This window comes from Haloferax chudinovii (assembly GCF_042663345.1).
Taxonomy (GTDB): Archaea; Halobacteriota; Halobacteria; order Halobacteriales; family Haloferacaceae; genus Haloferax; species Haloferax chudinovii.
In genome coordinates this window covers 93,195-114,201 of the sequence record NZ_JBHTAB010000012.1, presented here as the reverse complement: position 1 = coordinate 114,201, position 21,007 = coordinate 93,195, and the positions used below count along the sequence as shown (strand labels likewise).

General features: G+C 52.9%; 15 protein-coding genes and 1 pseudogene. 6 read left to right on the top strand and 10 right to left on the bottom strand.

The genetic code is table 11. The annotated features are described in order from the left end of the window. Positions 1-409 precede the first annotated feature (409 nt). From ACFQI8_RS17625 to ACFQI8_RS17615, 3 genes and pseudogenes are all read right to left on the bottom strand, one after another. Positions 410-565: pseudogene (locus ACFQI8_RS17625) on the bottom strand (AI-2E family transporter); the annotation flags it as partial. A 131-nt stretch (positions 566-696) separates the two neighbouring features. Then, positions 697-3,708: a PAS domain S-box protein gene (locus ACFQI8_RS17620; protein WP_390247116.1), complete on the bottom strand. Its 3,012-nt coding sequence runs from the start codon at positions 3,706-3,708 to the stop codon at positions 697-699. Between the two features lie 194 nt (positions 3,709-3,902). Then, complete coding sequence (locus ACFQI8_RS17615) at positions 3,903-4,178, bottom strand: SHOCT domain-containing protein (protein WP_390247114.1); 276 nt, start codon at positions 4,176-4,178, stop codon at positions 3,903-3,905. Positions 4,179-4,744: 566 nt separating this feature from the next. Between ACFQI8_RS17615 and ACFQI8_RS17610 the strand changes: the two genes are divergently transcribed. Then, on the top strand, positions 4,745-5,665 hold the full coding sequence (locus ACFQI8_RS17610; RefSeq protein ID WP_390247112.1) for an NAD-dependent epimerase/dehydratase family protein: 921 nt from the start codon (positions 4,745-4,747) through the stop codon (positions 5,663-5,665). 70 nt (positions 5,666-5,735) lie between these two features. Here the strand turns inward: ACFQI8_RS17610 and ACFQI8_RS17605 are convergent, their stop codons facing one another. The 3 genes from ACFQI8_RS17605 to ACFQI8_RS17595 all read right to left on the bottom strand — a co-directional run bounded on the left by ACFQI8_RS17605 (position 5,736) and on the right by ACFQI8_RS17595 (position 8,224). Beyond that, entirely contained in the window at positions 5,736-6,908 is a 1,173-nt protein-coding gene (locus ACFQI8_RS17605) for a Fic family protein (protein ID WP_390247110.1), read from the bottom strand. A gap of 31 nt (positions 6,909-6,939) precedes the next feature. Next, positions 6,940-7,443 carry a hypothetical protein gene (locus ACFQI8_RS17600; protein WP_390247108.1) on the bottom strand — a complete coding sequence of 168 codons (504 nt, stop codon included), beginning with the start codon at positions 7,441-7,443 and terminating at the stop codon, positions 6,940-6,942. Positions 7,444-7,762: 319 nt separating this feature from the next. Then, complete coding sequence (locus ACFQI8_RS17595) at positions 7,763-8,224, bottom strand: hypothetical protein (protein ID WP_390247106.1); 462 nt, start codon at positions 8,222-8,224, stop codon at positions 7,763-7,765. Positions 8,225-8,686: 462 nt separating this feature from the next. On the opposite strand from ACFQI8_RS17595, the gene ACFQI8_RS17590 reads away from it, so the two are divergent. Beyond that, complete coding sequence (locus ACFQI8_RS17590; RefSeq protein ID WP_390247104.1) at positions 8,687-9,883, top strand: Cdc6/Cdc18 family protein; 1,197 nt, start codon at positions 8,687-8,689, stop codon at positions 9,881-9,883. A 1,285-nt stretch (positions 9,884-11,168) separates the two neighbouring features. On the opposite strand, the gene ACFQI8_RS17585 is transcribed toward ACFQI8_RS17590, so the two are convergent. The 3 genes from ACFQI8_RS17585 to ACFQI8_RS17575 all read right to left on the bottom strand — a co-directional run bounded on the left by ACFQI8_RS17585 (position 11,169) and on the right by ACFQI8_RS17575 (position 15,743). Next, positions 11,169-11,849, bottom strand: coding sequence for a cyclase family protein (locus ACFQI8_RS17585; RefSeq protein ID WP_390247102.1), 681 nt, complete (start codon positions 11,847-11,849; stop codon positions 11,169-11,171). Positions 11,850-13,084: 1,235 nt separating this feature from the next. Further along, positions 13,085-14,278 carry an orc1/cdc6 family replication initiation protein gene (locus ACFQI8_RS17580; RefSeq protein ID WP_390247100.1) on the bottom strand — a complete coding sequence of 398 codons (1,194 nt, stop codon included), beginning with the start codon at positions 14,276-14,278 and terminating at the stop codon, positions 13,085-13,087. Between the two features lie 316 nt (positions 14,279-14,594). Next, entirely contained in the window at positions 14,595-15,743 is a 1,149-nt protein-coding gene (locus ACFQI8_RS17575; RefSeq protein WP_390247126.1) for a glycosyltransferase family 4 protein, read from the bottom strand. A gap of 104 nt (positions 15,744-15,847) precedes the next feature. On the opposite strand from ACFQI8_RS17575, the gene ACFQI8_RS17570 reads away from it, so the two are divergent. From ACFQI8_RS17570 to ACFQI8_RS17555, 4 genes are all read left to right on the top strand, one after another. Next, complete coding sequence (locus ACFQI8_RS17570; RefSeq protein ID WP_390247098.1) at positions 15,848-16,999, top strand: glycosyltransferase family 4 protein; 1,152 nt, start codon at positions 15,848-15,850, stop codon at positions 16,997-16,999. Further along, positions 16,999-18,204, top strand: a complete 1,206-nt coding sequence (locus tag ACFQI8_RS17565) for a glycosyltransferase family 4 protein (RefSeq protein ID WP_390247096.1) — start codon at positions 16,999-17,001, stop codon at positions 18,202-18,204. The genes ACFQI8_RS17570 and ACFQI8_RS17565 overlap by 1 nt, the downstream gene beginning before the upstream one ends. A gap of 160 nt (positions 18,205-18,364) precedes the next feature. After that, positions 18,365-18,571, top strand: coding sequence for a hypothetical protein (locus ACFQI8_RS17560; protein ID WP_390247094.1), 207 nt, complete (start codon positions 18,365-18,367; stop codon positions 18,569-18,571). A 28-nt stretch (positions 18,572-18,599) separates the two neighbouring features. Further along, entirely contained in the window at positions 18,600-19,910 is a 1,311-nt protein-coding gene (locus tag ACFQI8_RS17555; protein WP_390247092.1) for a sulfatase-like hydrolase/transferase, read from the top strand. Here the strand turns inward: ACFQI8_RS17555 and ACFQI8_RS17550 are convergent. Then, the gene (locus ACFQI8_RS17550; protein WP_390247090.1) at positions 19,902-20,993 is read right to left on the bottom strand and encodes a glycosyltransferase family 4 protein; all 1,092 of its coding nucleotides are present in this window, start codon (positions 20,991-20,993) and stop codon (positions 19,902-19,904) included. The two genes, ACFQI8_RS17555 and ACFQI8_RS17550, sit on opposite strands and share 9 nt — an antisense overlap. Positions 20,994-21,007 lie beyond the last annotated feature (14 nt).

The window sequence follows — 21,007 nt, the reverse complement described above, 5'->3', positions numbered from 1 at the left end:
CGATTGCGTGGGCCTGTGGGCCGAGCGTCGGACGTGTTTGATATCGTGCGGCGCTGTATCCCCTCCCTACTCACTCGCTTCGCTCGTTCGTTGAGGAAGGGGCGCCTTAGCGCCTCAATTCAGGTAAACGCCGCTGACATCCGGGGGCGAAGGCGGACGTGGCGTCCCGAGTCAATGTCGTGTCTATAACTGACTGATTCACTAGTTGGGACTGTGCGTCTCAATGCACCGAGCCCAGCCAATTTCTCTATCTGTTGTCAAGTGGCACAATTCTCAGGGCAACTGCTCGTGATTTCAGGAGTCACACTGAAGAGAAGTAGGACTGACCGAAGCGGAGCAGGTCTCGATCAAATTCGTCTGGGTCGTCGATTCGAAAGTGGAAAACCCGATTTCGCATATCACCAATCTCCAGCTTACGATAGATTGGACGGCTTGCGTAGTAGAGAAATACTGTGAATACGAGCGTCGCCTGAAACTGGACCAAAACGAAAACTACAGCAGTTAGTAATCCCATTCCTCCCAACGCAAAGAGTGTTCGTCGACGCAGTGCCGCATCGTACTTCATTCAGCTAATGGCTCCCACCCTCACAAAAAGACATGTCGGTAACGGCCTCCCGACCTGTTGTTATGACCAAACAACAGGTGGGTGCCGCCACAGATAGGCCGCAGGCACGGTTTGCTCATTGACCACGGGTACTATTTTGGCCGCTTGAACTCGAACCTTGCCCCACCACCGCTCCCGTCTGTCACCGAAACCGTCCAACCGTGTGCCTTCGCGATGTCGGCCACGATTGAGAGCCCGAACCCGGTTCCCCCCTTGCTGGACGTGACGCCGTGTTTGAACACGTCGTCTCGCTTCTCTTGGGGAATCCCGCTGCCGGTATCCTCGACGTAGAATCCACCGTCTCCGTCTAGTCCACCCACGGTCACCGTGACGTCGGCACCACCGTGCTCGATTGCGTTCCGGAAGAGGTTCTCGAAGAGTTGGGTTAACCGCCCTGCATCGCCGGTGACTGTCGGAATGCCATCTGCGAGTGTAAGCGTTGCCTCCTCCATGTCGACGTATCCCCACGCCTCCGTCGTAATGCTCTCGAGGTCGATCTCTTCTGCATCCTCAATCGTCGTCTCCCCACGTGCCAGCGTCAGGAGATCCTCGATGAGTCGTTCAATTCGGTCGTGTGCAGATTCTACTTTTTCAAAGTACTCCGCGTTCCCGGTCTCCTGCGCGATCTCGAGGAACCCCTTTGCGACAGAAAGCGGGTTTCGAAGGTCGTGGGCAACGACGCTCGCGAACTGGTCAAGTCGTTCGTTCTGTCGGTGTAGTTCTTCTTCCCTGCTCGCTCGTGCGAGTGCCGCCTCGACAGTCGCACCGAGAATCCGGAACAGGTCGACGTCCATCTCAGAAAAGACCTGCTTGGAAACTGACCCCGTGGACATGAGCCCATACTCTCCCAGTGGGACGAGAATCTCACTCCGTATCTCTGTGTTCGGATTGTGGGGTTGACCCTCGGCCTGGACATCATCATACACCTGGGTTTCGCCGGACTCAAACACGTCCCAAGCAAGACCGTCTCCAGGAGTGAATCGGGGGGAATCGCCAAACAAGTCCCGTGCTACGGGCGTTTCTGTGATCGGGACGAGCGCGTCATCTCGCTCGTTGTATTCCCAGATTCCGGTGATATCGAGATTGAGTATCTCGGCCGCGGCCTCGACGGCGATCGCTCCGATCTCGTCGCTTGATTCAGCGCCGCTGAGCGATTGTGCGGTGTCCTGAAGCGAGCGGAGGCGGGATTCCAACTCTTTCTGTTCGGTGATGTCCTCCAAGACGGCAAGGATGCTTGTGGGTTCCCCGTCGGGGCCTGTAATGGGCGCGACCGACAAGAGCAGGTCCAGTTCGTCTCCGCCTTTCGTCTCCCGCCGTATCTCCTTCGCCCGAATCCGCTCGCCGCTCAGGGCGCGCTGTTTGTGTGATGCAAACTCGTCCTGTTGCTCGTCCGGAACCATCGGATTGAATTCGCCAAGCACCTCTTCGCGCGACCAGCCGAACATATTTTCAGCCTCGTCGTTCCAGCGGATGACGGTCCCGTCGGTGTCGATCTCCATGACGGTGAGTGGCGTGGCCTCGATGAGCGATTCCAGTCGCTGGTTCGTCGCCTCGAGTTTGCGTTCTCGCTCGACCTGCTCGGTGACGTTCCGGGCGATGCCCACAACTCGGACGGTCTCACCATCGACGACGACCGGTGCGAGGCTGGTCTCCCAGAATCGTGCATCGTCACCGACGTCGAGTTCTTCGCGATACGAGATTGGGGCACCCTGATCGACGCAGCGAGTGTAATTTGCCTCGAGTTCAGCACCCTGTTCGTCGCCGAACACCTCCTGCGGTGTCTTGCCGCGAACTTCCTCAGTTGAAAGTCCGGTCTGTGTCTCGTATCCGGGACTGAGTCGGACGAACTCGAATGACGGGTCCTCACCAGCGGTATCGACATCAAGCAAGAATATCGCATCCCCGGATGTTTCGAGCAACGCCTCGTATTCCTCCGCGAGTTCGCGATACTCACGTCGTTCCGCCTTTCGTTCCGTAATATCCTGAAAAACGCCCCGAAGTGCTGAATCGCCGCGCTGTGTGTCGTCGACGTATTCTCCCCACGCCCGAACATCACGCACCTCTCCGTCGGCTCGTACGATTCGTAGGTCGAGGTCGTACGGTTCCCCGTCTTCGATTGCTTGGTCAACTGCTCCGGTAATGGTCTCTCTGTCGTCAGGGTGATAGAACTCGACTGCGTCATCAAGTAGTGGCTCGTAATCCTCGTCGACACCGTGGATCTGGCGGACCCCGTCAGACCACTCGAGTTCGCCGCTCGATGGGAAGTATTCCCAGACTCCGATGTCTGCGACCATCTGGACGCGGTCGAACAAGAACTGCTGGCGTTCGAGTTCCCGTCTAACCTCATATTGACTTGTGATGTCCCGGGAAAATATCGTGAGTCCGTCCTCGTCCGGGAAGGCGCGCACTTCGGCCCAGTAGTCGAATGGCTTTCCCAGACGCTGTTCGAACGATACCGGTTCACCAGTCTCCATCGCCGTTCGATATCTCTCTTCGAGTTCCGTCCCGACGATTGACGGGAACGCTTCCCAGATGGTTTCTCCGACGACCGCGTCCGGCTCACGGCCGACCCGCTCGGCCATTTTCTCGTTCATATACTCGATGCGCCAGTCGCTATCGACGGCGTAAATCGCGTCAGTTGCCCGTTCGAGCGTTCGTCGGAAGCGCCGCTTCGTCTGCTCGGCCGCCGTGCGTTTGCGAGCAGCCTTCGTGAGCGTTCGAATGCGGGCCGCGAGCAGTGTGAAGTTATCACGCTCCGATCGGACTGGGATGTAGTCCGAGACGCCGGCACGAGTCGCTTCGCTCGCGATTTTCTCACTCCCTTGTCCAGTAAAGAGGATTATCGGGATCTCATCGTTCTGCCGGCGAATTGACTCCGTAAGCCCGATGCCATCTGAATCTTCGAGCGAGTACGCCGTTACGATACAGTCGATTCGGTCCGCAGCAAGGTTGTGCAGTGCTTTGTCGATACCGTCGGCAGGTATACAGTCGATTTCGGTACTCGTCTGTTGGAGCTTGGTTTGAACCAACTCCGCGAACGCGGGATCGGAGTTCACGTAGAGGACGCGGATTGGATCGTCCAGTTCGTCAGTAGTACCGAACACGGTTACAGAACGTCGACTGTCTAACTGGTTAAATATTTCTTGCGAGACAGTCTCGTGCGATATCGAGGACAGACTTGTGGTTATCACGGGCTCCCGTCGATGAATATCCTATCGACTCTCTGCTCTCGACTGTCTGACTCAGAGAACATATCAGTTTATGGGACTTTCGACAGGTTCTCCGAGTGAACTCCGGTCTACCCCCACTCCAGATTCAACGTGGCCGCTCGGTTCGCGAACTCCTCGTCGTCGATTTCGCCGCGTGCGTACTTCGCTCGGAGGTCCCGCATGGCGCGGTCGGTCTCCTTCGGGGGAGCCGTCTCGGTACTCCCCGTCCGTTTGCGACTGACGTACGCGAGACTCAGCCCCGCGAGTGCGACCAAGAGGAGGCCGACCGCGAGCCACCACAGCCCCATGCCCCCGGTGGCCGTCGCGCCGCCCGCGGTGACCCCGTGGCCGCCGTGGGGACCCATCGGACCGTGTCCACCCCACTGGAGTACGACGGTCGCCGTTTCGATCATCTTTCTCACCTCTACGTAGTCGTACACTCACGCGCCGTATCAACTCACGTCGTGATTGTCGCTCGCTGGGAACGTCCCTGTCTCGGGCTTCCGAACCGACGTCGAACGGGTCTCTGCCGCGTCGATAGCACGGTTCGGTCCGGCGCGTGTCGGCCCTGTCGGTGGCTGGCTTCCCTCTCCGCCGTGTCCGCTTCAGTGAGCGCATCGCGCCCGACCCACCCGGAGAACGATTGGTGCCAACCCAACTGGCCGTCACGCCCGCGTTCACGACTGCGTACGCGCCGGTTTCGGGGGCACCGCCGAACTGACCCGGACTACCGCACTCGTCGGTCTCGCGGTGTGGACGGCGCTCGACTGCTGTGGCAGTCGTAAGGCTGTGATACCTCTGCGGTTCGTCGCCGGGTACGCTCGGGAACGTGAGCGTCTCACTCGCCCCGCCGCTGGAGTGCGGAACGAACGCACACCGATTCCGCTCCCGCCGACGATACGTTCTTGTCACTGCGTGAGAGCCCCGATGTATGGACGGCAAACGAGTCCTCGTTACTGGCGGTGCCGGATTCATCGGCTCGAATCTCGCGAACCACCTCGCCGAAGACAACGACGTCATCGCACTCGACGACCTCTACCTCGGGACGCCCGAGAATCTCGACGACGCCGTGGAGTTCCACGACGCGACGGTCCTCGACGACGACCTCCCGACCGAGGGCGTCGACGCGGTGTTCCATCTGGCGGCGCTGTCGTCGTACAAGATGCACGAGGAGAACCCGACGAAAGGCGCGCGCGTCAACATCGAAGGCTTCGTCAACACGGTCGAACAGGCTCGCAAGGACGGCTGTGATACCGTCGTGTACGCGACGACGTCGTCGATTTACGGGTCGCGGACGGAGCCCTCGCCGGAAGACATGCCCGTCGAATCCCGGACCGGGTACGAAGCGTCGAAGTTAGGGCGTGAGCGCTACGCGGAGTACTTCCACCACCACTACGACCTGCAGTTGGCCGGGATGCGCTTTTTCTCTGTGTACCAGGGCTTCGGCGGTGCAGAGGAGCATAAGGGCGAGTTCGCGAACACGGTCGCGCAGTTCACCGACAAGATTGCCAACGGTGAGTCGCCGGAGCTGTTCGGCGACGGCTCGCAGACGCGCGACTTCACCCACGTCGACGACATCGTCCGCGGGTTGGAGCTCGCCGCCGACGAGCGGTTGCAGGGCATCTACAACCTCGGGACGGGCGAGAGCTACTCGTTCAACGAGATGGTCGAGCTGATAAACGAGGTGTTGGGGACGGACGTCGAGCCCGTGTACGTCGAGAATCCGTTCGAGGTGTACGTCCACGACACGAAAGCCGACTACTCGAAGATGCACGAGGCGACTGGCTGGGAGCCCGAGGTCTCGTTCGAAGCGGGTGTCGAGCGGGTTTGTGAGCCGTATCTCGACGGCTAACGTACCCCTCGCGGGTGTGTGTTTCGCTCGGCCGTTCCGGGTTCACGATTCGAGGAGAACGCCCACGGCGTCAGTCGTGTGGAGGACGTCCCACCGTCGAGCGTTCCAGGACATCGAAGACGTCGACTGCTTTGTACTCCTGATTGCGCTGTTTCCCGGTCGCTTCGACGATAAGGCCGTCTGATTCCAATTCCTCGATTGCGTTGTACGCTGTCTGTCGACTGACGCCGAATCGCGTTTCGACCTCGCTCGCGGTGAAATACGGGAGGTCGAACAGGCTCCGGGCGAGTTTGTGGCTCGTTTTCGAGCGCGGATAGCTCGTCTCGTAGTCCCGGCGAAGCTCGATGAGTTCGAACGTCCGCTCGTACGAGTCTCTAGCCTGCTCTTCGATTCCTTCGAGGAAGAACAGAATCCAGTCTTTCCACTTCCCCGCTTCGCTGACTGCGCGCATCTTCTCGACGTACTCCTGTTTGTTCCGGTTGAAGTAGGCACTCGGGTAGAGATAGGGGTCCGATAGATAACCCGCGTCGTGCAGTTGGAGGACGATGAGAATACGTCCGAGTCTGCCGTTCCCATCAGAACAGGGGTGAATCGTCTCGAACTGGTAGTGTGCGATGGCGAGGTCGATGAGAGGGTGGTGCTGTCCTCCCATCTGGATGTACGCTTCGAGCGAGTTCATTAGTTCAGGTACGTTGCCGTGCGGCGGTGGAACAAACGGCGGCTGACTTCCACGCGGTGACGGGATGTGGACGTCGCTCTCCCGCCAGTCGCCGACGACGTCTCCCTCGTTCCGAACGCCTTCGAGGAGTGTCTCGTGGAGCGACTGCAGCAGACTGACCGTAATCGACTCACCATCTCTAATCGCGTCAAATCCCTCGTTGAGTGCTCGTTCGGCGTTGAGTACCTCCTGTAGGTCGCGGCTGACGTCGACTGTCCCCTGTGACCGACTGCGCGTGTGATACGCGTACACCTCGTCGACATCGACATCTGCACCTTCGATTTCGGCTGTTTCGACTGCCTCGAGTCGGAGCAGCGAGGTGTACAGAACCGGGGAGAAGTCGACGGTGGGGCTGATACCATCGATACGCCCGAGTTGGAACGTCGCATCCGCGACGGACGACGCAAGGACGTCGTCCATCTCAATTTTCGACGACAGGGGTAACTTGTCCGGGATGTAGTAGGGGTTCGGATGGGACTCGAGATAACGACCGGGTGCGTCTGATGGAAGCTTTCGAGTCCTCATTTTGACTAAGACATAGTTTGCGTCGGTTTAATCATATCGCCTTTAAGCTAATTTGGATAGTGGGGGCTGAGATATCTCCCCAGTCAAATTTGCGTGCAGATTCTGGAGCAACGGCGCGGGTGAAAAGGCTTGTCACGACGCCGCGGTATCGGAGACTGACGTGCGATGGCGGTCCTTCTGCGGGATTCGGTTTCGCCCACATACCGTTCCTATTTTCGGCACAGTTCCGACCACACGAATCCCCCGGCGAGTCCGGGAAACCCGATGCGCTCCCCAAGAGGCCGAGGAAGAACCCGTCGAACGACGCGATGGTCAGCGCACGGATTCCCGCGTAGCGTTCGAGGACCACGAGTCCACACAGCAGGACGAGCGACCCGGTGACGAGCGCACCCCCGATGTGTGCGAGTGAGGCCTGCCGGCCTACCGCCGACTCGACGTACCAAAACGGACCGAACGGTGCGGCGAGGACGACGGCGATGAGGCCGTACGTCCCGAGCCGTTTGCTCGTCTCGGCGAGCGCGCGTGTGTTAGCCACGCTGTACTCGTGTGTCGGGTCGGGCAGTGAAATAAGTCAGCGCCGTCTCGGAAGGTCGCTACCGCAGTCCATGGTTGGGTGGGTCTCTGAGTCGTCTCCACCCTGAGCACCGAAATCAAAGAGCCGAACGACGCCAAGCCGACCTGTCGAGGATCGGCCCCCCACCGGAACGGCGTTCGTGCCCAGACTGATGTGAGGAAACAGCGGTTGTGCTGTTGATTACCCCTACATTCTGGTTATTTTGACAGATTCGGGCGGTCAGACTGGGTGCCAAAATCGCTCGATTCGCTGTGGTGTCTCGGCCCGTGGCTTCGACTGCTTACCTCGCCTCGGGTCGGTCCGCGGAGTACGCATACAGATAGGTGCACACGAGAATCGCCGCCCCCATTCCGACCATGTTCTGTAGGAGGTCTGTGACCGTCACGACGAACATGAGCGAAAACACGCCGTAACACGCCAGGCCGCCAAAGAGACACATGGTGAACCGCTTTCGAACCCAGTACAGCTCGTGTTCGCGTTTCTGTGGGAGGCCATCGACCACCGGCCAGTACGACCCCGCGACGAAGCCGACGGCGATTGCACACACGAACAGCAACGACAGGAGGTTCCCATTCTCTCCCAGTAGCTCACTCGGCGTCCACCTGGTGACGGCACTCACGACGAGAATTGACGCGCTCCCGACCGTTGGACACGCGATGGAGGCGATACCAGCACCCTGACAGGCGGCCATGAACCGAGTGAGCGGGTCTGGACGAGTGGGACCGTACGATTCGACCGACATCGTGAGCGAATCCACTCGTGGCTCATAGTTGGCTATTACGGCCGGGGGGTCTCCTCAACGTGGGCTGGCCAACACCGATACTCATCACAGCCTGAATAACGTCCTTGGGGCACACCGCACACCGAGTGAGTAGTGGCACGAACGGATGAAGTTCGTCAGTTTGGTTCTTGCTTCCCGCGATTCAGTGTTATCAATGTCTAACTGAGGGGAGACACACCTCACACCGAGTGACAAACCACCTGAAGAATATCCTGTTTTGCTGCATCTGAGGCTGATACATCTGGGTTTGGCCTACATCTATCCGGACGCACTCACTCGGTGTGTAGTGTGTCCATGAACAACATCTATTACTTAAATACTCTTGAAATCGTCGTTAACGTCTGAATATCGGTGTTTGAAGGTCCTCACTCGTTTCGAGGTTCGGCAGTATTAAGAGACATTGCCGCATTGGTGAAACTAAGCATGGTTGATACTGATGACCGGTCGTCGCTTTTTGAGACCGGAGATATATTCTCAAATCGTGAACTTCTCCGGGTTGGCCACGTTCCTGAGCTTGACCGGGTAGTTGGTCGAGATCAAGAGATTGCTGCTGTCGGGGGGGCACTTGCACCAGCAACACGTGGCGGCCCACCAGAGACAACAATCATCTACGGAAAGACTGGAACCGGTAAGTCACTCGTGTCACGGTGCGTTACTCGAGAAGCACGCATCGAAGCCAAGTCACACGACACGACACTTGCGTATGCTTATGTCGACTGTTCAGATTATCAGTCAGAGACGAAGGCAAGTAGAGAGATGGCTCGACAGTTGGTTGATACGCTGGGTGTTGACCGCAACGTCCCACGAATCGGTATCTCTTCGTCTGACTACCGGGACATTACGTGGGAGATTTTGAACGACTACGATGTCGACGCATTCGTTGTCATTCTCGATGAGATTGACAAACTCGACGATGATGAATTACTTCGCAGCCTCACACGTGCACGTGAGAGTGGGAAGGCGGCGTCTCACATCGGTGCAGTCTGTATCAGTAACAAGATCGAATATCGCGACCGACTGAACGAGCGCCTTGATTCGAGTCTCCAAGATAACGAGTTAGTTTTCGACCCGTATGACGCCACACAGATTCGTGCGATTCTCGAACACCGTATTGACGCATTTGGTGACGGTGTATTGGCTGATGGTGTGGTTCCAAAAGTCGCAGCAATCGCAGCAAAAGAACACGGGGATGCGAGAAAGGCAGTTGACACACTATACGAGGCAGGTCGACTCGCAGAGAAACAAAATCTTGAGACTGTGACGGCAGCTCACGTTGATGAGGCCGTCCACAAAGCAGAGGTAAACCGATTTGAACGCCTGATTACTGGATCAACACCTCATGTACAACATATACTTCGGGCGTTGGCATTGCTCACCGCCAAGAACCCTGGGAAGGGCGCATTCCGGACACATGACGTCTACGATGCTTATTGTTCGCTTGCTTCAACAGAGGGAAGTTCGCCGCTTTCTGAAGACCGAGTATACAGACTGCTTAAAGAACAAGCCTTCCTTGGAATCACAGAGTCAAACCACACGGGCGGAGGACCTGGCGAAGGAAGCTATCTTGAACATCGTCTGCTTGGAGATCCCGAAGTGGTTGTTGAAGCGCTGAGTAAGTAACCCCCTGGCCTCCTCTTTTTTGATTCACTCGTTGTGAGGTGTGTCTGGCTGGTTGCTCACATCACCTTGTTCGTGTATTAGTCACTCGTTGTGAGGTGTGTCTCCCTAAACGAATTATATCCTCACTCGTTGTGAGGTGTGTCTGGCTAATTGCTCACATCACCTTGTTCGTGTATTAGTCACTCGGTGTGAGGTGTGTCTCGTCTCAAAATTAGGACCTCCGCTCACTCTTCTCGCGGATCACTCACGAATTCGAAGAGCCGAGTCGGCTCATGAGTGAGCTGTACGTATCCACGAGCCTCGAGTACTTCGAGGCGATTATACACACTGTTTCGTGAGTACCCCGTCTCATCGACGAGATAGCCCTTCGTCGCGATTCCCCACGGACCGTCCCCATCGCGTCCTCGTTTGAGTACGTCGAGAATTGCTTTGTCCGTGCCAGTAAGATTTGAGGCACTCATAGTGCTACTAGACCAGAGTATGCTATAACGAATGGCATTGTCAATATTCAATTCAAATGGGCATTATGCATAGTGTCAAGTGGCTCAAGAATAGCGTTGTAACTGAGAAGTACCGGGTTCGCCTCTCGCAGAAAGGCCACGTGCTGGTACACGTGACCGGGTGGCTTCTCTGAGCCGAGAAAGCCAATGTCAACTACGCATACCGCGACACAAGAGCGTACCGTATCGCTAGCCGACCACCTCACTAACGCCCTTGCACGCTCGTTTACCCTTGGTATTGACACTGAGGGATTCACACATCACTACTTCCGTCCTGCCGACGCCGTCGTCGTCTTGGATGGTCGGGCCCTCGATCACTACGACCACTTAGTGGCCGGCCGCTTCGCGAGTGGAAGGCATTCGTCTCCCAGAAGCGTGGGTGGGCTTCGACGGGCCAACTTGCATCTATCGGGCTCCAGATGGATTCCGAGCGCAAGGAGACTCCCCGCGCATGAGTGCCCACGAAGAACTGCAGATGCATCTCGCCCAAGCGTTGACGCGAACGACTGAGCCCGAAGTACAAGCGCATCTGCACGCCGCCTTGGAATCCTGTCGAGAGTTACCGACGACGCTCGTGGCGTGTCCCGCGTGTGGTGTGGTGGGGCTACCAGAACGGCTTGACATCCACGACTGTCAGCGTCGGTGAATCTAGCCTCAAGCACTCTCAGCGCAACACTACATTTTATCGCGGAGCTACCATACTTTTGATTATTCTTTGAATATGATGTTTCGGTTGGATCTGTTGGAATCCTGTTCTTCAGACGGACTCTCGTATCAACAGCCACTCAGTCGAATTCTGCGAATGCACGAATCGGCATTGCAGCCGTCTGTGACGCTTTAATTGGGACCGCAAACAACCGGAAGGACTCTCCGTGGAGTGCGTCCAATCCGGTCATGTTCTCCACGATGAAGATTTCCTCGTCGAGAAAGCGTGTATGAGCGGGTCGTGACGGATTGCGGTGGTCATCGACATTGATCGTATCAACACCGACCAGCCCCACGTTTTCATCGACAAGTCTGTCGATCAGTGCGTCTGAAATATACGGATACGACCGATACTGCTCTGTATCCCAGTGCTCATCCCACCCGAAATTGAACAAGACTGCTCGGTTTGTGAGCTCTCGATCGGTGGGTAACACCTCAACACCGAGTTCCTCATACGATTCCAGTCCTCTGGCATCGACGACGACGCCCGGTAACACGAGTTCGTCAATATCCGGATCACCAATGTCACGACCGCTTGGGTAGCGATGATACGGCGAGTCCAGGTACGTGCCAATCGAGGTTTGAAACCTGATCTCTGTGATCTCGAATGCAGACTCTCCATCGTAGAATGATTCGGATTCGTCGTGGGTGAAAAACGGCTCTATCTCTGCGGTATACTCAGTGACTGTTCCGTCTTCGGCTTCCATACGGAATCCCGGCATCTCATCTTCGAACGAATGGCTGAGATCGACAAAGCTCATAGACGCACGAACGAGCGTCTCGGAGTAAATGGGAGAGGTTTGAACAGTCTAGTGTGTTCGCTCACGCTCAGTACTGTTGGTTGACTGGGTTACAGTGAATCCGTCTCTGACACCGAACAGCGGCTGAATGAGTCGAATTTGCATCCCTCCAACCCAAACTCTGCATAATCTATTTAGCCAATAAATACAATGATATCAAAAATGGCTATTTCTATTTTTAGACAGCAATCACTCACTTTTGGTCCTCACGGAAAATCCACACAACACGTTATTGTGGCAATCAGTGTTCCACAAGCGACGGTGACGTTTTGAACAAGCGCACCTTGGGCTATGTCCGACTCGTGGTGTACCGGACAAATGGATGTTATACCTCTCGGCCCCTCTGTTGTCCACGCTGTCTCGTTACTGCTCGGCGTAACCCGTTCGACGACGCGGTCACACCGATGACGGACACAACCTCTAACTAAATGGATGTTCGACACCGCTAGTCGTGTTCTCAGTCCCTCCACTGTGGTTCAGCGTATCCCTCCAAACGCCTCCCTTTCCCGTCGGTGTGCGCGAAACGCATGTGACCGGGCTCGTGGTGCTCGTCGGCCTCATCTTCGGCGGGATGTATCTGTACACTCGCTGGCGTCAGTTTCTTCGGTAGACACAGCGACGGACAGCGTTGCACCCTCCAGACGAACAATACTAACGTCGAACTGACGGCCGAGTCAGAGAGTACAGTTCGTATGCTCTCCTCGATGCCGTCTTGCGTTTCCAACTACGAACGAAAGCATGCGAAATGCACTCTATCCCGTCCCGCTTAGGCCATCGCGTTCTACGTTAGAGAGTACATTTCGTATGCTTTCCACGTCGGTGTCTTCCGCTTTTGGACACAGATTTGAACATACGAAATGGAGCCCGTTCTTCTCGTGATGACGACTTTGTCTAGATTTTGTCCGTCGTCGAGCTGATACCCGAGTAAGAGAGTGTATCTCGTATGCTATCGTCTATACCATCTTGCGGTTTCAACCAAGAAAGAAAGCATACGAAACGTACTCTGTCTCGTCCGTCTTCGGTCATCTCTGCTGAGTGGGAGAGTACATTTCGTATGCTTTTCGCTATACAGCGTCGCCTCAAACTCACTTTTGAGCACTCTGATTCAACTTGCAGGCTACGAAGACGAGAGCAGGTGACTCCACTCCGATGCAAGCCAGAGTACGTTTCGTCTGCTTCGACTCCCCGTTCTCAGGTCACTCCTCGTGTTCGATCTCCTCACGGGTCTCCAAGACGAGGTCTGAATCGAGGTCGAGTTCGTACTCGTAGTACTGCCCGCCACTCAATCCCTCGTTTCGATCGTATCGCTTGGCGAAGCCGAGCATGTGGAGGTCCGAGAGATGGTCCTGAATACTCTTGAGCGTCGTCAGTGGTTCAACTCCCCAGGATGTTGCGACTGTTTTGTAGTGGGCCTGAATCTCTTTCGACCGCACGGGGCAGTTCCCCTGTTCTTCGAGTCGAGCAATCGTCTCCAAGACGAGTTGTGCCTGTTCGGTTTGGTCGCGGATTCGGTTGCTCAGTCGCCCGCGTTGGACAAGCCGTCGAGCCTCCTCGATATGCTCGTCGGTCACGCAGTACTCGCCTCGTTTTTCAGCCACCTCCGCACCGACACGAAGTAGATCGATCGCTTGACGTGCATTGCCCATGTCTCGGGCCGCAATCGCGGCAGTCATCGTTATCGCCGACATGTCGTATCCACCATCGATGAACGCACGGTCTGCCCTGTCGAGGAGAATCGTCTTCAGTTCGGTCGCATCGTAGGGCGAAAACGAGATTTCGGTCTCCATCAGTGTGTCTTTGACCTTCGGTGAGAGATCACCTCTGAACGTGTAGTTGTTGCTGATGCCGATAATTCCGATTCGAGCCTCGTTGAGGTGTCCGTTCGACCGCGCACGTGGGAGTTCGTAGAGGAGGGAGTTCGCACCTGAGAGGTGGTCGATTTCGTCGAACGCGAAGATGTGCGTCCCACCAATTCGATCGAGTTGTGTGTACAGTTCGTCAAAGGCGTCTCCCGTTCCTAATCCTCGCTTTGGGAAGTCACTCGCGTGTGGTGGGAGCAGTTCGTTTACCAAGCGACGAACGACCATGAATAGCGTCTTGCCATTACAGTTTACGTCGTGGACGTGGAGGTCATCTGCTTGCTCTCGCGTCTCGACCTCTGTCGCCAACGCATCCAGCATGTAGGTCGTGACTGCTGTCTTTCCCAGTCCGGCCTTCCCGTACAGCATGACGTTTTTCGGGTCCCGGCCAAAGAGGACGTCTTGGAGTGCATATCGGTATTCCTCGATTTCTTGGTCACGCTCAAGAATCTCTTCAGGCTGGTACTCTTCGCTGAGTACACTTTTGTCAGCGAAGATTGTCTCCGTCATGTCGCTGAACGGTCCTGCCATATCCTTACTGAATGCATGAACGAGTACTATATAAAACCGCACTTTGTCTGTTTCGTATGCTTTCTCGTCCCGAACGTCGATTGGCTCTCCCCGACGATTCTGCCATTTCTCGGGTGGTTTAGTGAGATAGAGCATACGAAATGTACTCTCTCACTACGCGCTAAGACATCTCCGTGTGCTCGGGAGTCTTGTCCCAGAGAAAGCATACGAAATGTACTCTCACAGTCGATGGCGACGTGTGAGGTCTACGTCCTGAGATTTCGATACTGGCCGAACAGAGCATCAGCAGACGCAAACCAACGACGCGGTAGAACAGTTACCACCGACCGTCGATGGCGCGCTGGTACGCCTTCTCCGCTTGGTCAGCGACGCTGTCCCAATCGTACTGTTCAGCGCGTTTCGTGGGTTCGGTGGATGGTGTCTCCCCCGCGAGTGCACGCGATAGCGAGTCTGCGACTGAATCAACGGTCGGCTCGGCGAGATACCCCGCGTCGCCGATGACTTCACTCGCCGCCGATTCGGGATGTTGAACACCGATGACCGTACAGTCGGCGGCCATCGCTTCGGCGTAGGTGATGCCGAATCCCTCTCTCGTACTCGGTGAGGCGAACACGTCCGCGGCGCGCATCTGGCCCAACACGTCCTCGTACTCGTCGAGGAAGCCCAGCATGCTCACGCGGTCGGTGTGGTCCAGCGCGCTCGCCTGCCGTTCGAGGTGGTCGAACTCCGGGCCGTCGCCGACGACGCCGAGGGTTACGTCGTCGTAGTCGTCGGCCACGCGGTCGAACGCATCGAGGAGGGTGGAGACGTTCTTGTCGGCGATGAGTCGCCCGGCGAACAGCACGTCGAACGAGTCGCCCTCGTCGGGACGCGGCGCGTTTCGAATCTGGTCGACGTCGATGCCGTTCGGGACGACCTCGATGGTGTCTCTGTCGCGGCCGGTATCGGCGAGGCGGTCGGCGGTGATACCCGAGACGGCGATGGGGTGTTGGGGGACTCTGACGGTGAGGTGTTCGGTGAACTTGCCGAAGGGGGCGAGGACGCCGAGGTAGTCGTCCCAGTAGTCGCCCCACACTTCGTGCCAGGTCGTGACGACGGGGACGTCGGTCCCGAGGGCGGCGAGCTTCGAGGAGAGGACAGGGAAGTACGGAAAGACGGAGGCGACCACGAGGTCGTGGTTCTGGTCGTGAAGTCGTTTGGCGAGCGGGTAGGCGAGTCGGGCGGCGAAGTCGAGCGCTTCGGTGATAGAGCGGCGGTCGTCGGTGTAGAGGTCGGTTTCGGGCGCGACCGCGCTGAGGGTGACGCCCTCGTGGGTGGTCTCTTCCGGGCCGTCCCAGAAGCGGCGGCCGTAGATGGTCACGTCGTGGCCGCTCTGTGAGAGCCGGGTGGCGATTTCGTGGATGCGCTTTTCTGCGCCACCAGTGATGTAGGGATAAACGACGTTCGAGATGAACGCGAGATTCATATTGTCAACTGTCATATGTTTAATATCGTAGCTTGATGGGTCAAATGACCGAAATCTAATTGAACCCATCGGTATTGCTTATAACCAAGACCCTCTATCAAACAATGAAAATTATCCAGACACCTGTGAGGTTTTATCCGTATACCGGTGGCGTTGAAGCTCATGTCCATGAACTTTCAAAGGAATTGGTTAATGATGGTCACGATGTTGAAGTGATTTGTGCATCAACTGGAGAGACTAGTGGCGTAGTAGATGGGATTTCGACATCTCGACTCTCTACAATTGCGAAGATAGCGCAGACCAATATAACCCCAAAGTTACCCATTGAACTGATTAATAGAGTATCGCATGCTGATCTAATCCATACCCATCTTCCAACACCATGGAGTGCGGACATTAGTGCCATTGTTGGACAAGTCACAGGGACACCAGTTGTACTCACATATCATAACGATATTATTGGATCTGGGTTAGCAGATACTATTGCTTCTCTTTACAATAGTACGGCTCTGAAGTTTACACTCCAGCTGGTTGACCAAATTATAATCACGCAGCCAAGTTATATTGACAACTCAGAGTATTTAGCGGAATACGAAGACAAGATTACTGTTGTACACAACGGGGTGGATGTTGACCGATTTTCGCCGATGAATATCTCTCCCGATACGAAGTCAGACCTCGGTTTTGAACCTAACGCACTCAATCTATTTTTCTTGAGTGTTCTTGACGAGTATCATGAATACAAAGGGTTAGATATCCTGCTAAAATCAATAGCAAAGATATCTGACGAGTCTACTATGAATGTCAAATTGGTGGTCGGTGGTGATGGTTCTTTACGATCGCGCTATGAACAACTTGCTCAAGATTTAGATATTACAGATATAGTTGATTTCAGGGGATACATCCCTGATGAAGACTTACCCAAAATGTATAATTCGGCCGACCTATTTGTGTTACCTTCGCTATCTTCGGAGCAAGAAGGATTTGGACTGGTTCTACTTGAGGCTCTTTCCTGTGGAACACCAGTCATTTCAACAGAGGTCGTGGGCGTTGCTGACGAAATAATGTCCAAAGGATTGGGCGAGGTCATTGATTCCGGTTCTGTCGATCAACTCACTGATGCAATCTCTGGTGCGGAAGAATACACTACAGACCCAAAGGTCTCTATCGAATGTAGGAAAATCTGTGTAAAAAAATATTCGTGGTCGTCTAAAGCGGATGACTTGGAACAGCTCTATCAGGAGTTGATTGAATAATGCACGTGTGCATCATTTCCAATCTTTTTCCCCCAGAGATAATCGGGGGTGCGGAGAAGCATGCACAAGAAGACAGTATTGAATTAGAAAAAAGAGGACACGATGTGTCGGTGATCACTACTGGTAGCAATGTGTCTTCGTCTAAGTTCACACATGAGTCTGAAAACGGAGTTGACATTTACCGTTTCAGACCCAGAAATATGTACGCGCCATATGGTCATCAAGATGAACCATTTTGGAAGAAGCCAATCCAACACATCATCGACCTCTGGAACCCACATGCGTATCGAATGGTGAGAAAGCAGCTAAATACACTTGATCCAGATTTAATTCATATACATAACTATAGTGGACTTTCTGGTGCCGTGTTCTCTGCTGCGGGGAGTCTTGAAATTCCAGTTGTCCATACGTTACATGACTATGGTTCGATGCATATCCGTCCAGATATGTTTGAGGATGGCGAGATTACTGAACCCGGAACTCTTCTCAGGCCTTATCAGGAGTTAAATAATTGGTTGATTGAGAACAATGTTGATATTATTCTTTCACCATCTCAGTTTGTAATATCTAAGTACAACTCATACGGCATGTTTGAAAATGTGTCTTGTAAGCGACTTCCTTTAGGGATATCCGCTGAAACTCGGAGAGAGACAAATTGTAGTGAACGTGGCGGTGGGAATTCTAAGAAGAGACAGATCTTATATGTGGGACAGTTAACTTATTCTAAAGGAGTTGATGTGTTAGTAGAAGCAGTCGCTAATCTTGATTCAGAAGACATTGACGTACATATTCTAGGGAAAGGTCCTCAAAAATCTAAACTTGAATTGATGTCCGCCGACTTAGAAAATGTTCACATTCACGGGTTTGTACCTGAAGATGAATTGAAACAGATGTATTTGAAAGCGGATCTTACGGTTGTTCCTTCAAGGTGGTATGATAATTCTCCGATGGTAATCTACGAAAGCTTTGCCTATGGAACTCCCGTGATTGGATCAGAAATTGGTGGAATTCCAGAATTAATAGAGAACGGTGAAACTGGATATCTGTTTGAACCTGAGAACCCAAAGCAATTGAAAAACGCTATTGAAATATCGCTAGGCGAAATTGACATTTTGAAAGACAATTTAGCTGGTCGAACTCGAACAATCAGTAACCACGTTTCAGAGCTTGAACAAATCTATTTGGATGTCTCAACAGCAAATTAGCACGGCCTGAGAACCAGACACTGAACTGATAGACCCTGGCCAGACCTTTCAGACCTGCTCAGCGATGTTTAAGATGAATTTAGGAGCTGCTGGGGAGCGTAGCGGACGCCGACACCCCAAGGGATAGGATTTATGTTCGTTAGAAATGACAGGACATACAATGAACGACGAAAATACAACTGTAGCGCTCTCGCCAGATCTGGCAGACCGACTACGTGACCGAGCGCAAAGTGCGGACTTCGACTCTTTGGATGAATATCTAAACTTTATTCTGATGAGTTTAGAAAAACAACTTGATTCAGAGTCTCCAGCAAATGAGGAGGAAGACGACGTTAAAGATAGACTTGAATCGCTAGGTTATCTTTGATTACTCCTTCGAAGTCTACCACACAATCATGGAAAATATAATTCTCGTGTCGATCGATAGCTTACGTGCAGACTACTGTGGTTTCATCAACCCAGATGAAGATACTACGCCATTCTTAGATGGACTTGCAAAGGAAAGTTCGGTGTTCAAAAATGCATTTACTGTAGGCCCACGGACACCATCAGCGATGCCTCCAATTTTCACGGGCGAGTATTATACGTATAATGATGTCCGTAATGTGAGTGATATGGGTGGTCGGCGTCAAAAGATTGCTAACCATCTTAGCTGGAGTGAGTCCATACCTGAGTTGCTCCGGAAGAAAGGGTACACTACAGCTGCATTTACTGCAAATCCTTGGACTGCTTCAGACACTAATTTTGACATGGGATTTAACACGTTCGTAGAAATATATCCCGGTGGTGAAGATGGATCTCAATTCTTAGCCAAAAAATCCATTCCTGGTATAATAGACAAATCTTTAAAAAGTATCGGGCATGAGAGTGCATTTGGATGGAAAGCAAAAAGAGAATGGTTCTCTCATTGGCAACATTTCATAGACTATCTTAGCGAGTCTATTCAGGAATTGCCGGAGCCATATTTTGTCTGGATTTTCTTGATGGATACGCACCAACCATATCTCACTCCCAGATCCATTCGAGAAGAATCCAGTATTGTGGATAACTATTGGGGGACGTACAAATTCTGGACAGACCGTGGTGAATCTCAGTCTAAATTAACTAAGCGTATGATCTCACGGTCCTATAGAGATGCAGTTCGTTCTTTTGATAAATTTATGGAAGTCTTTTTAGATAGTGTTTCAGACGACTTTTCGCTAGTCATTCATTCAGATCATGGAGAAGCACTAGGTGAGAATAGCATATATGGACATGAATATCAACTATTCGATCATAATATTCATGTCCCCTTATTGGTGAAATCTGGCAGTAAATCAGAAACAGTTGAAAATCCTATCTCTCTCATCCAAATGAAAAAAATAATATCCGATGTGGCAGAGGATTCGTTTGATCCATCCAGATATTGTTCTGATTACGTAGTAAGCAGGCCTGAGAGTAACGTAATTGCTGACTTAAGATCTGATGAATTAGGGTATTCGCCGCACTATCTATCTGTAACTTCCTCCGAGGCTAAACTGTTACTTACTTCAGATGGTCCTGAATTCTATACTCAGTACTCACAATCAGAAGATAGTCCAGCAAACGTTTCTGATGATCGTATCGAACCCTTTATTCGAACACTTGAGAAGCACAATCAGAGATTCACAGAAAAACAAGCTATTCGAAGTGCTATTAGTGAGCTCACTCAGGGCAACTTAATCTGATTCTATCGCAATTCCGATTGCATCCATTAAATCTGAGACCATTATTGATGTGTCAGTGATATCGTCCCGATTATTGGTTGGTTGATAATTGAGATAGTTATCATCGTCTATCATCCGTTTCATGGCAGCAGACAGTGTGTCTACTTCTACAGCATCAATTACGATCCCATTCTCTTTTACTAATTCTGATGCACCAGCTGCCTGGGTAGTGATTACGGGTAATCCAAAATGAAGAGCTTCATTAATAACTAATCCCCAAGGGTCATGTCTTGTAGGTAATACAAATATGTCTGAGTGTTCATATAGACGTGCTTTTTCGGTTTCATTCACATACCCAAGGTAATGTATATCTGATTCTTGTTCACTTATCTTCTCAACTAATTCTGATTTCACACCACTACCTGCAATAATTAAGCTGGTCTCGCCATTTGAAATATTCATATACGAATCAATTAAGGTTTCAATTCCTTTTCGAGGATCAATCTGTCCAATGTACAAGAATATTCGTTTAGATTTGTTTAGTACATCCCGTTTATCAGATTGCTTGGTTGCGCTCGAGATCTGTTCTTCCGGCATATGTTGGCTAGATTCCACTACCTTTGGCTCGTTCACACCCAATTCTCTAGCAAAATTTGATGATTTCTGTGAGAATGCTATAACGGAATCGGAAATATTTAGCATTGCTTGTCGATATCTTGTGAGAACTGTCCGTTTCCCTAGCTTCAATAGCTTATTTTCGGATGGTGGTTTATAGTTCGGTGAAATTGCTTCAAACCACCACACTGTTGGTTTACTAGCGAGTTTTGCGTACGCAGATATTTTTATATTTTGTAGGATATTCTCGTCTGAATCGTTTAGGATGTATAGGTCAAAATCCGTCTGGCGAAGGTATTTCGTGAGGCCAGAATTCACCACGAAAGGGCCGATCTGCTTTGATTTCAGTATCTCGTAGTCGAAGTCGTATTTCTCGTTTAATTCGATGTCCCATTCTCTGAAATCCTTCTCACCTTGATAAAATAAGACTGTCACATCATGGTGTTTTGCTAGTTGATCAAACACTGGTAGCCGGTATGGTGCTACCACGTTGTGTGTTAGTA

Excerpts from the sequence above, each read along its gene's own strand:
- ACFQI8_RS17580 (WP_390247100.1), bottom strand. The coding sequence starts at position 14,278 with ATGGCAGGACCGTTCAGCGACATGACGGAGACAATCTTCGCTGACAAA.
- ACFQI8_RS17565 (WP_390247096.1), top strand. The coding sequence starts at position 16,999 with ATGCACGTGTGCATCATTTCCAATCTTTTTCCCCCAGAGATAATCGGG.
- ACFQI8_RS17570 (WP_390247098.1), top strand. The coding sequence starts at position 15,848 with ATGAAAATTATCCAGACACCTGTGAGGTTTTATCCGTATACCGGTGGC.
- ACFQI8_RS17615 (WP_390247114.1), bottom strand. The coding sequence starts at position 4,178 with ATGGGTCCCCACGGCGGCCACGGGGTCACCGCGGGCGGCGCGACGGCC.
- ACFQI8_RS17555 (WP_390247092.1), top strand. The coding sequence starts at position 18,600 with ATGGAAAATATAATTCTCGTGTCGATCGATAGCTTACGTGCAGACTAC.
- ACFQI8_RS17595 (WP_390247106.1), bottom strand. The coding sequence starts at position 8,224 with ATGTCGGTCGAATCGTACGGTCCCACTCGTCCAGACCCGCTCACTCGG.
- ACFQI8_RS17560 (WP_390247094.1), top strand. The coding sequence starts at position 18,365 with ATGAACGACGAAAATACAACTGTAGCGCTCTCGCCAGATCTGGCAGAC.
- ACFQI8_RS17585 (WP_390247102.1), bottom strand. The coding sequence starts at position 11,849 with ATGAGCTTTGTCGATCTCAGCCATTCGTTCGAAGATGAGATGCCGGGA.
- ACFQI8_RS17575 (WP_390247126.1), bottom strand. The coding sequence starts at position 15,743 with ATGAATCTCGCGTTCATCTCGAACGTCGTTTATCCCTACATCACTGGT.
- ACFQI8_RS17605 (WP_390247110.1), bottom strand. The coding sequence starts at position 6,908 with ATGAGGACTCGAAAGCTTCCATCAGACGCACCCGGTCGTTATCTCGAG.
- ACFQI8_RS17610 (WP_390247112.1), top strand. The coding sequence starts at position 4,745 with ATGGACGGCAAACGAGTCCTCGTTACTGGCGGTGCCGGATTCATCGGC.
- ACFQI8_RS17590 (WP_390247104.1), top strand. The coding sequence starts at position 8,687 with ATGGTTGATACTGATGACCGGTCGTCGCTTTTTGAGACCGGAGATATA.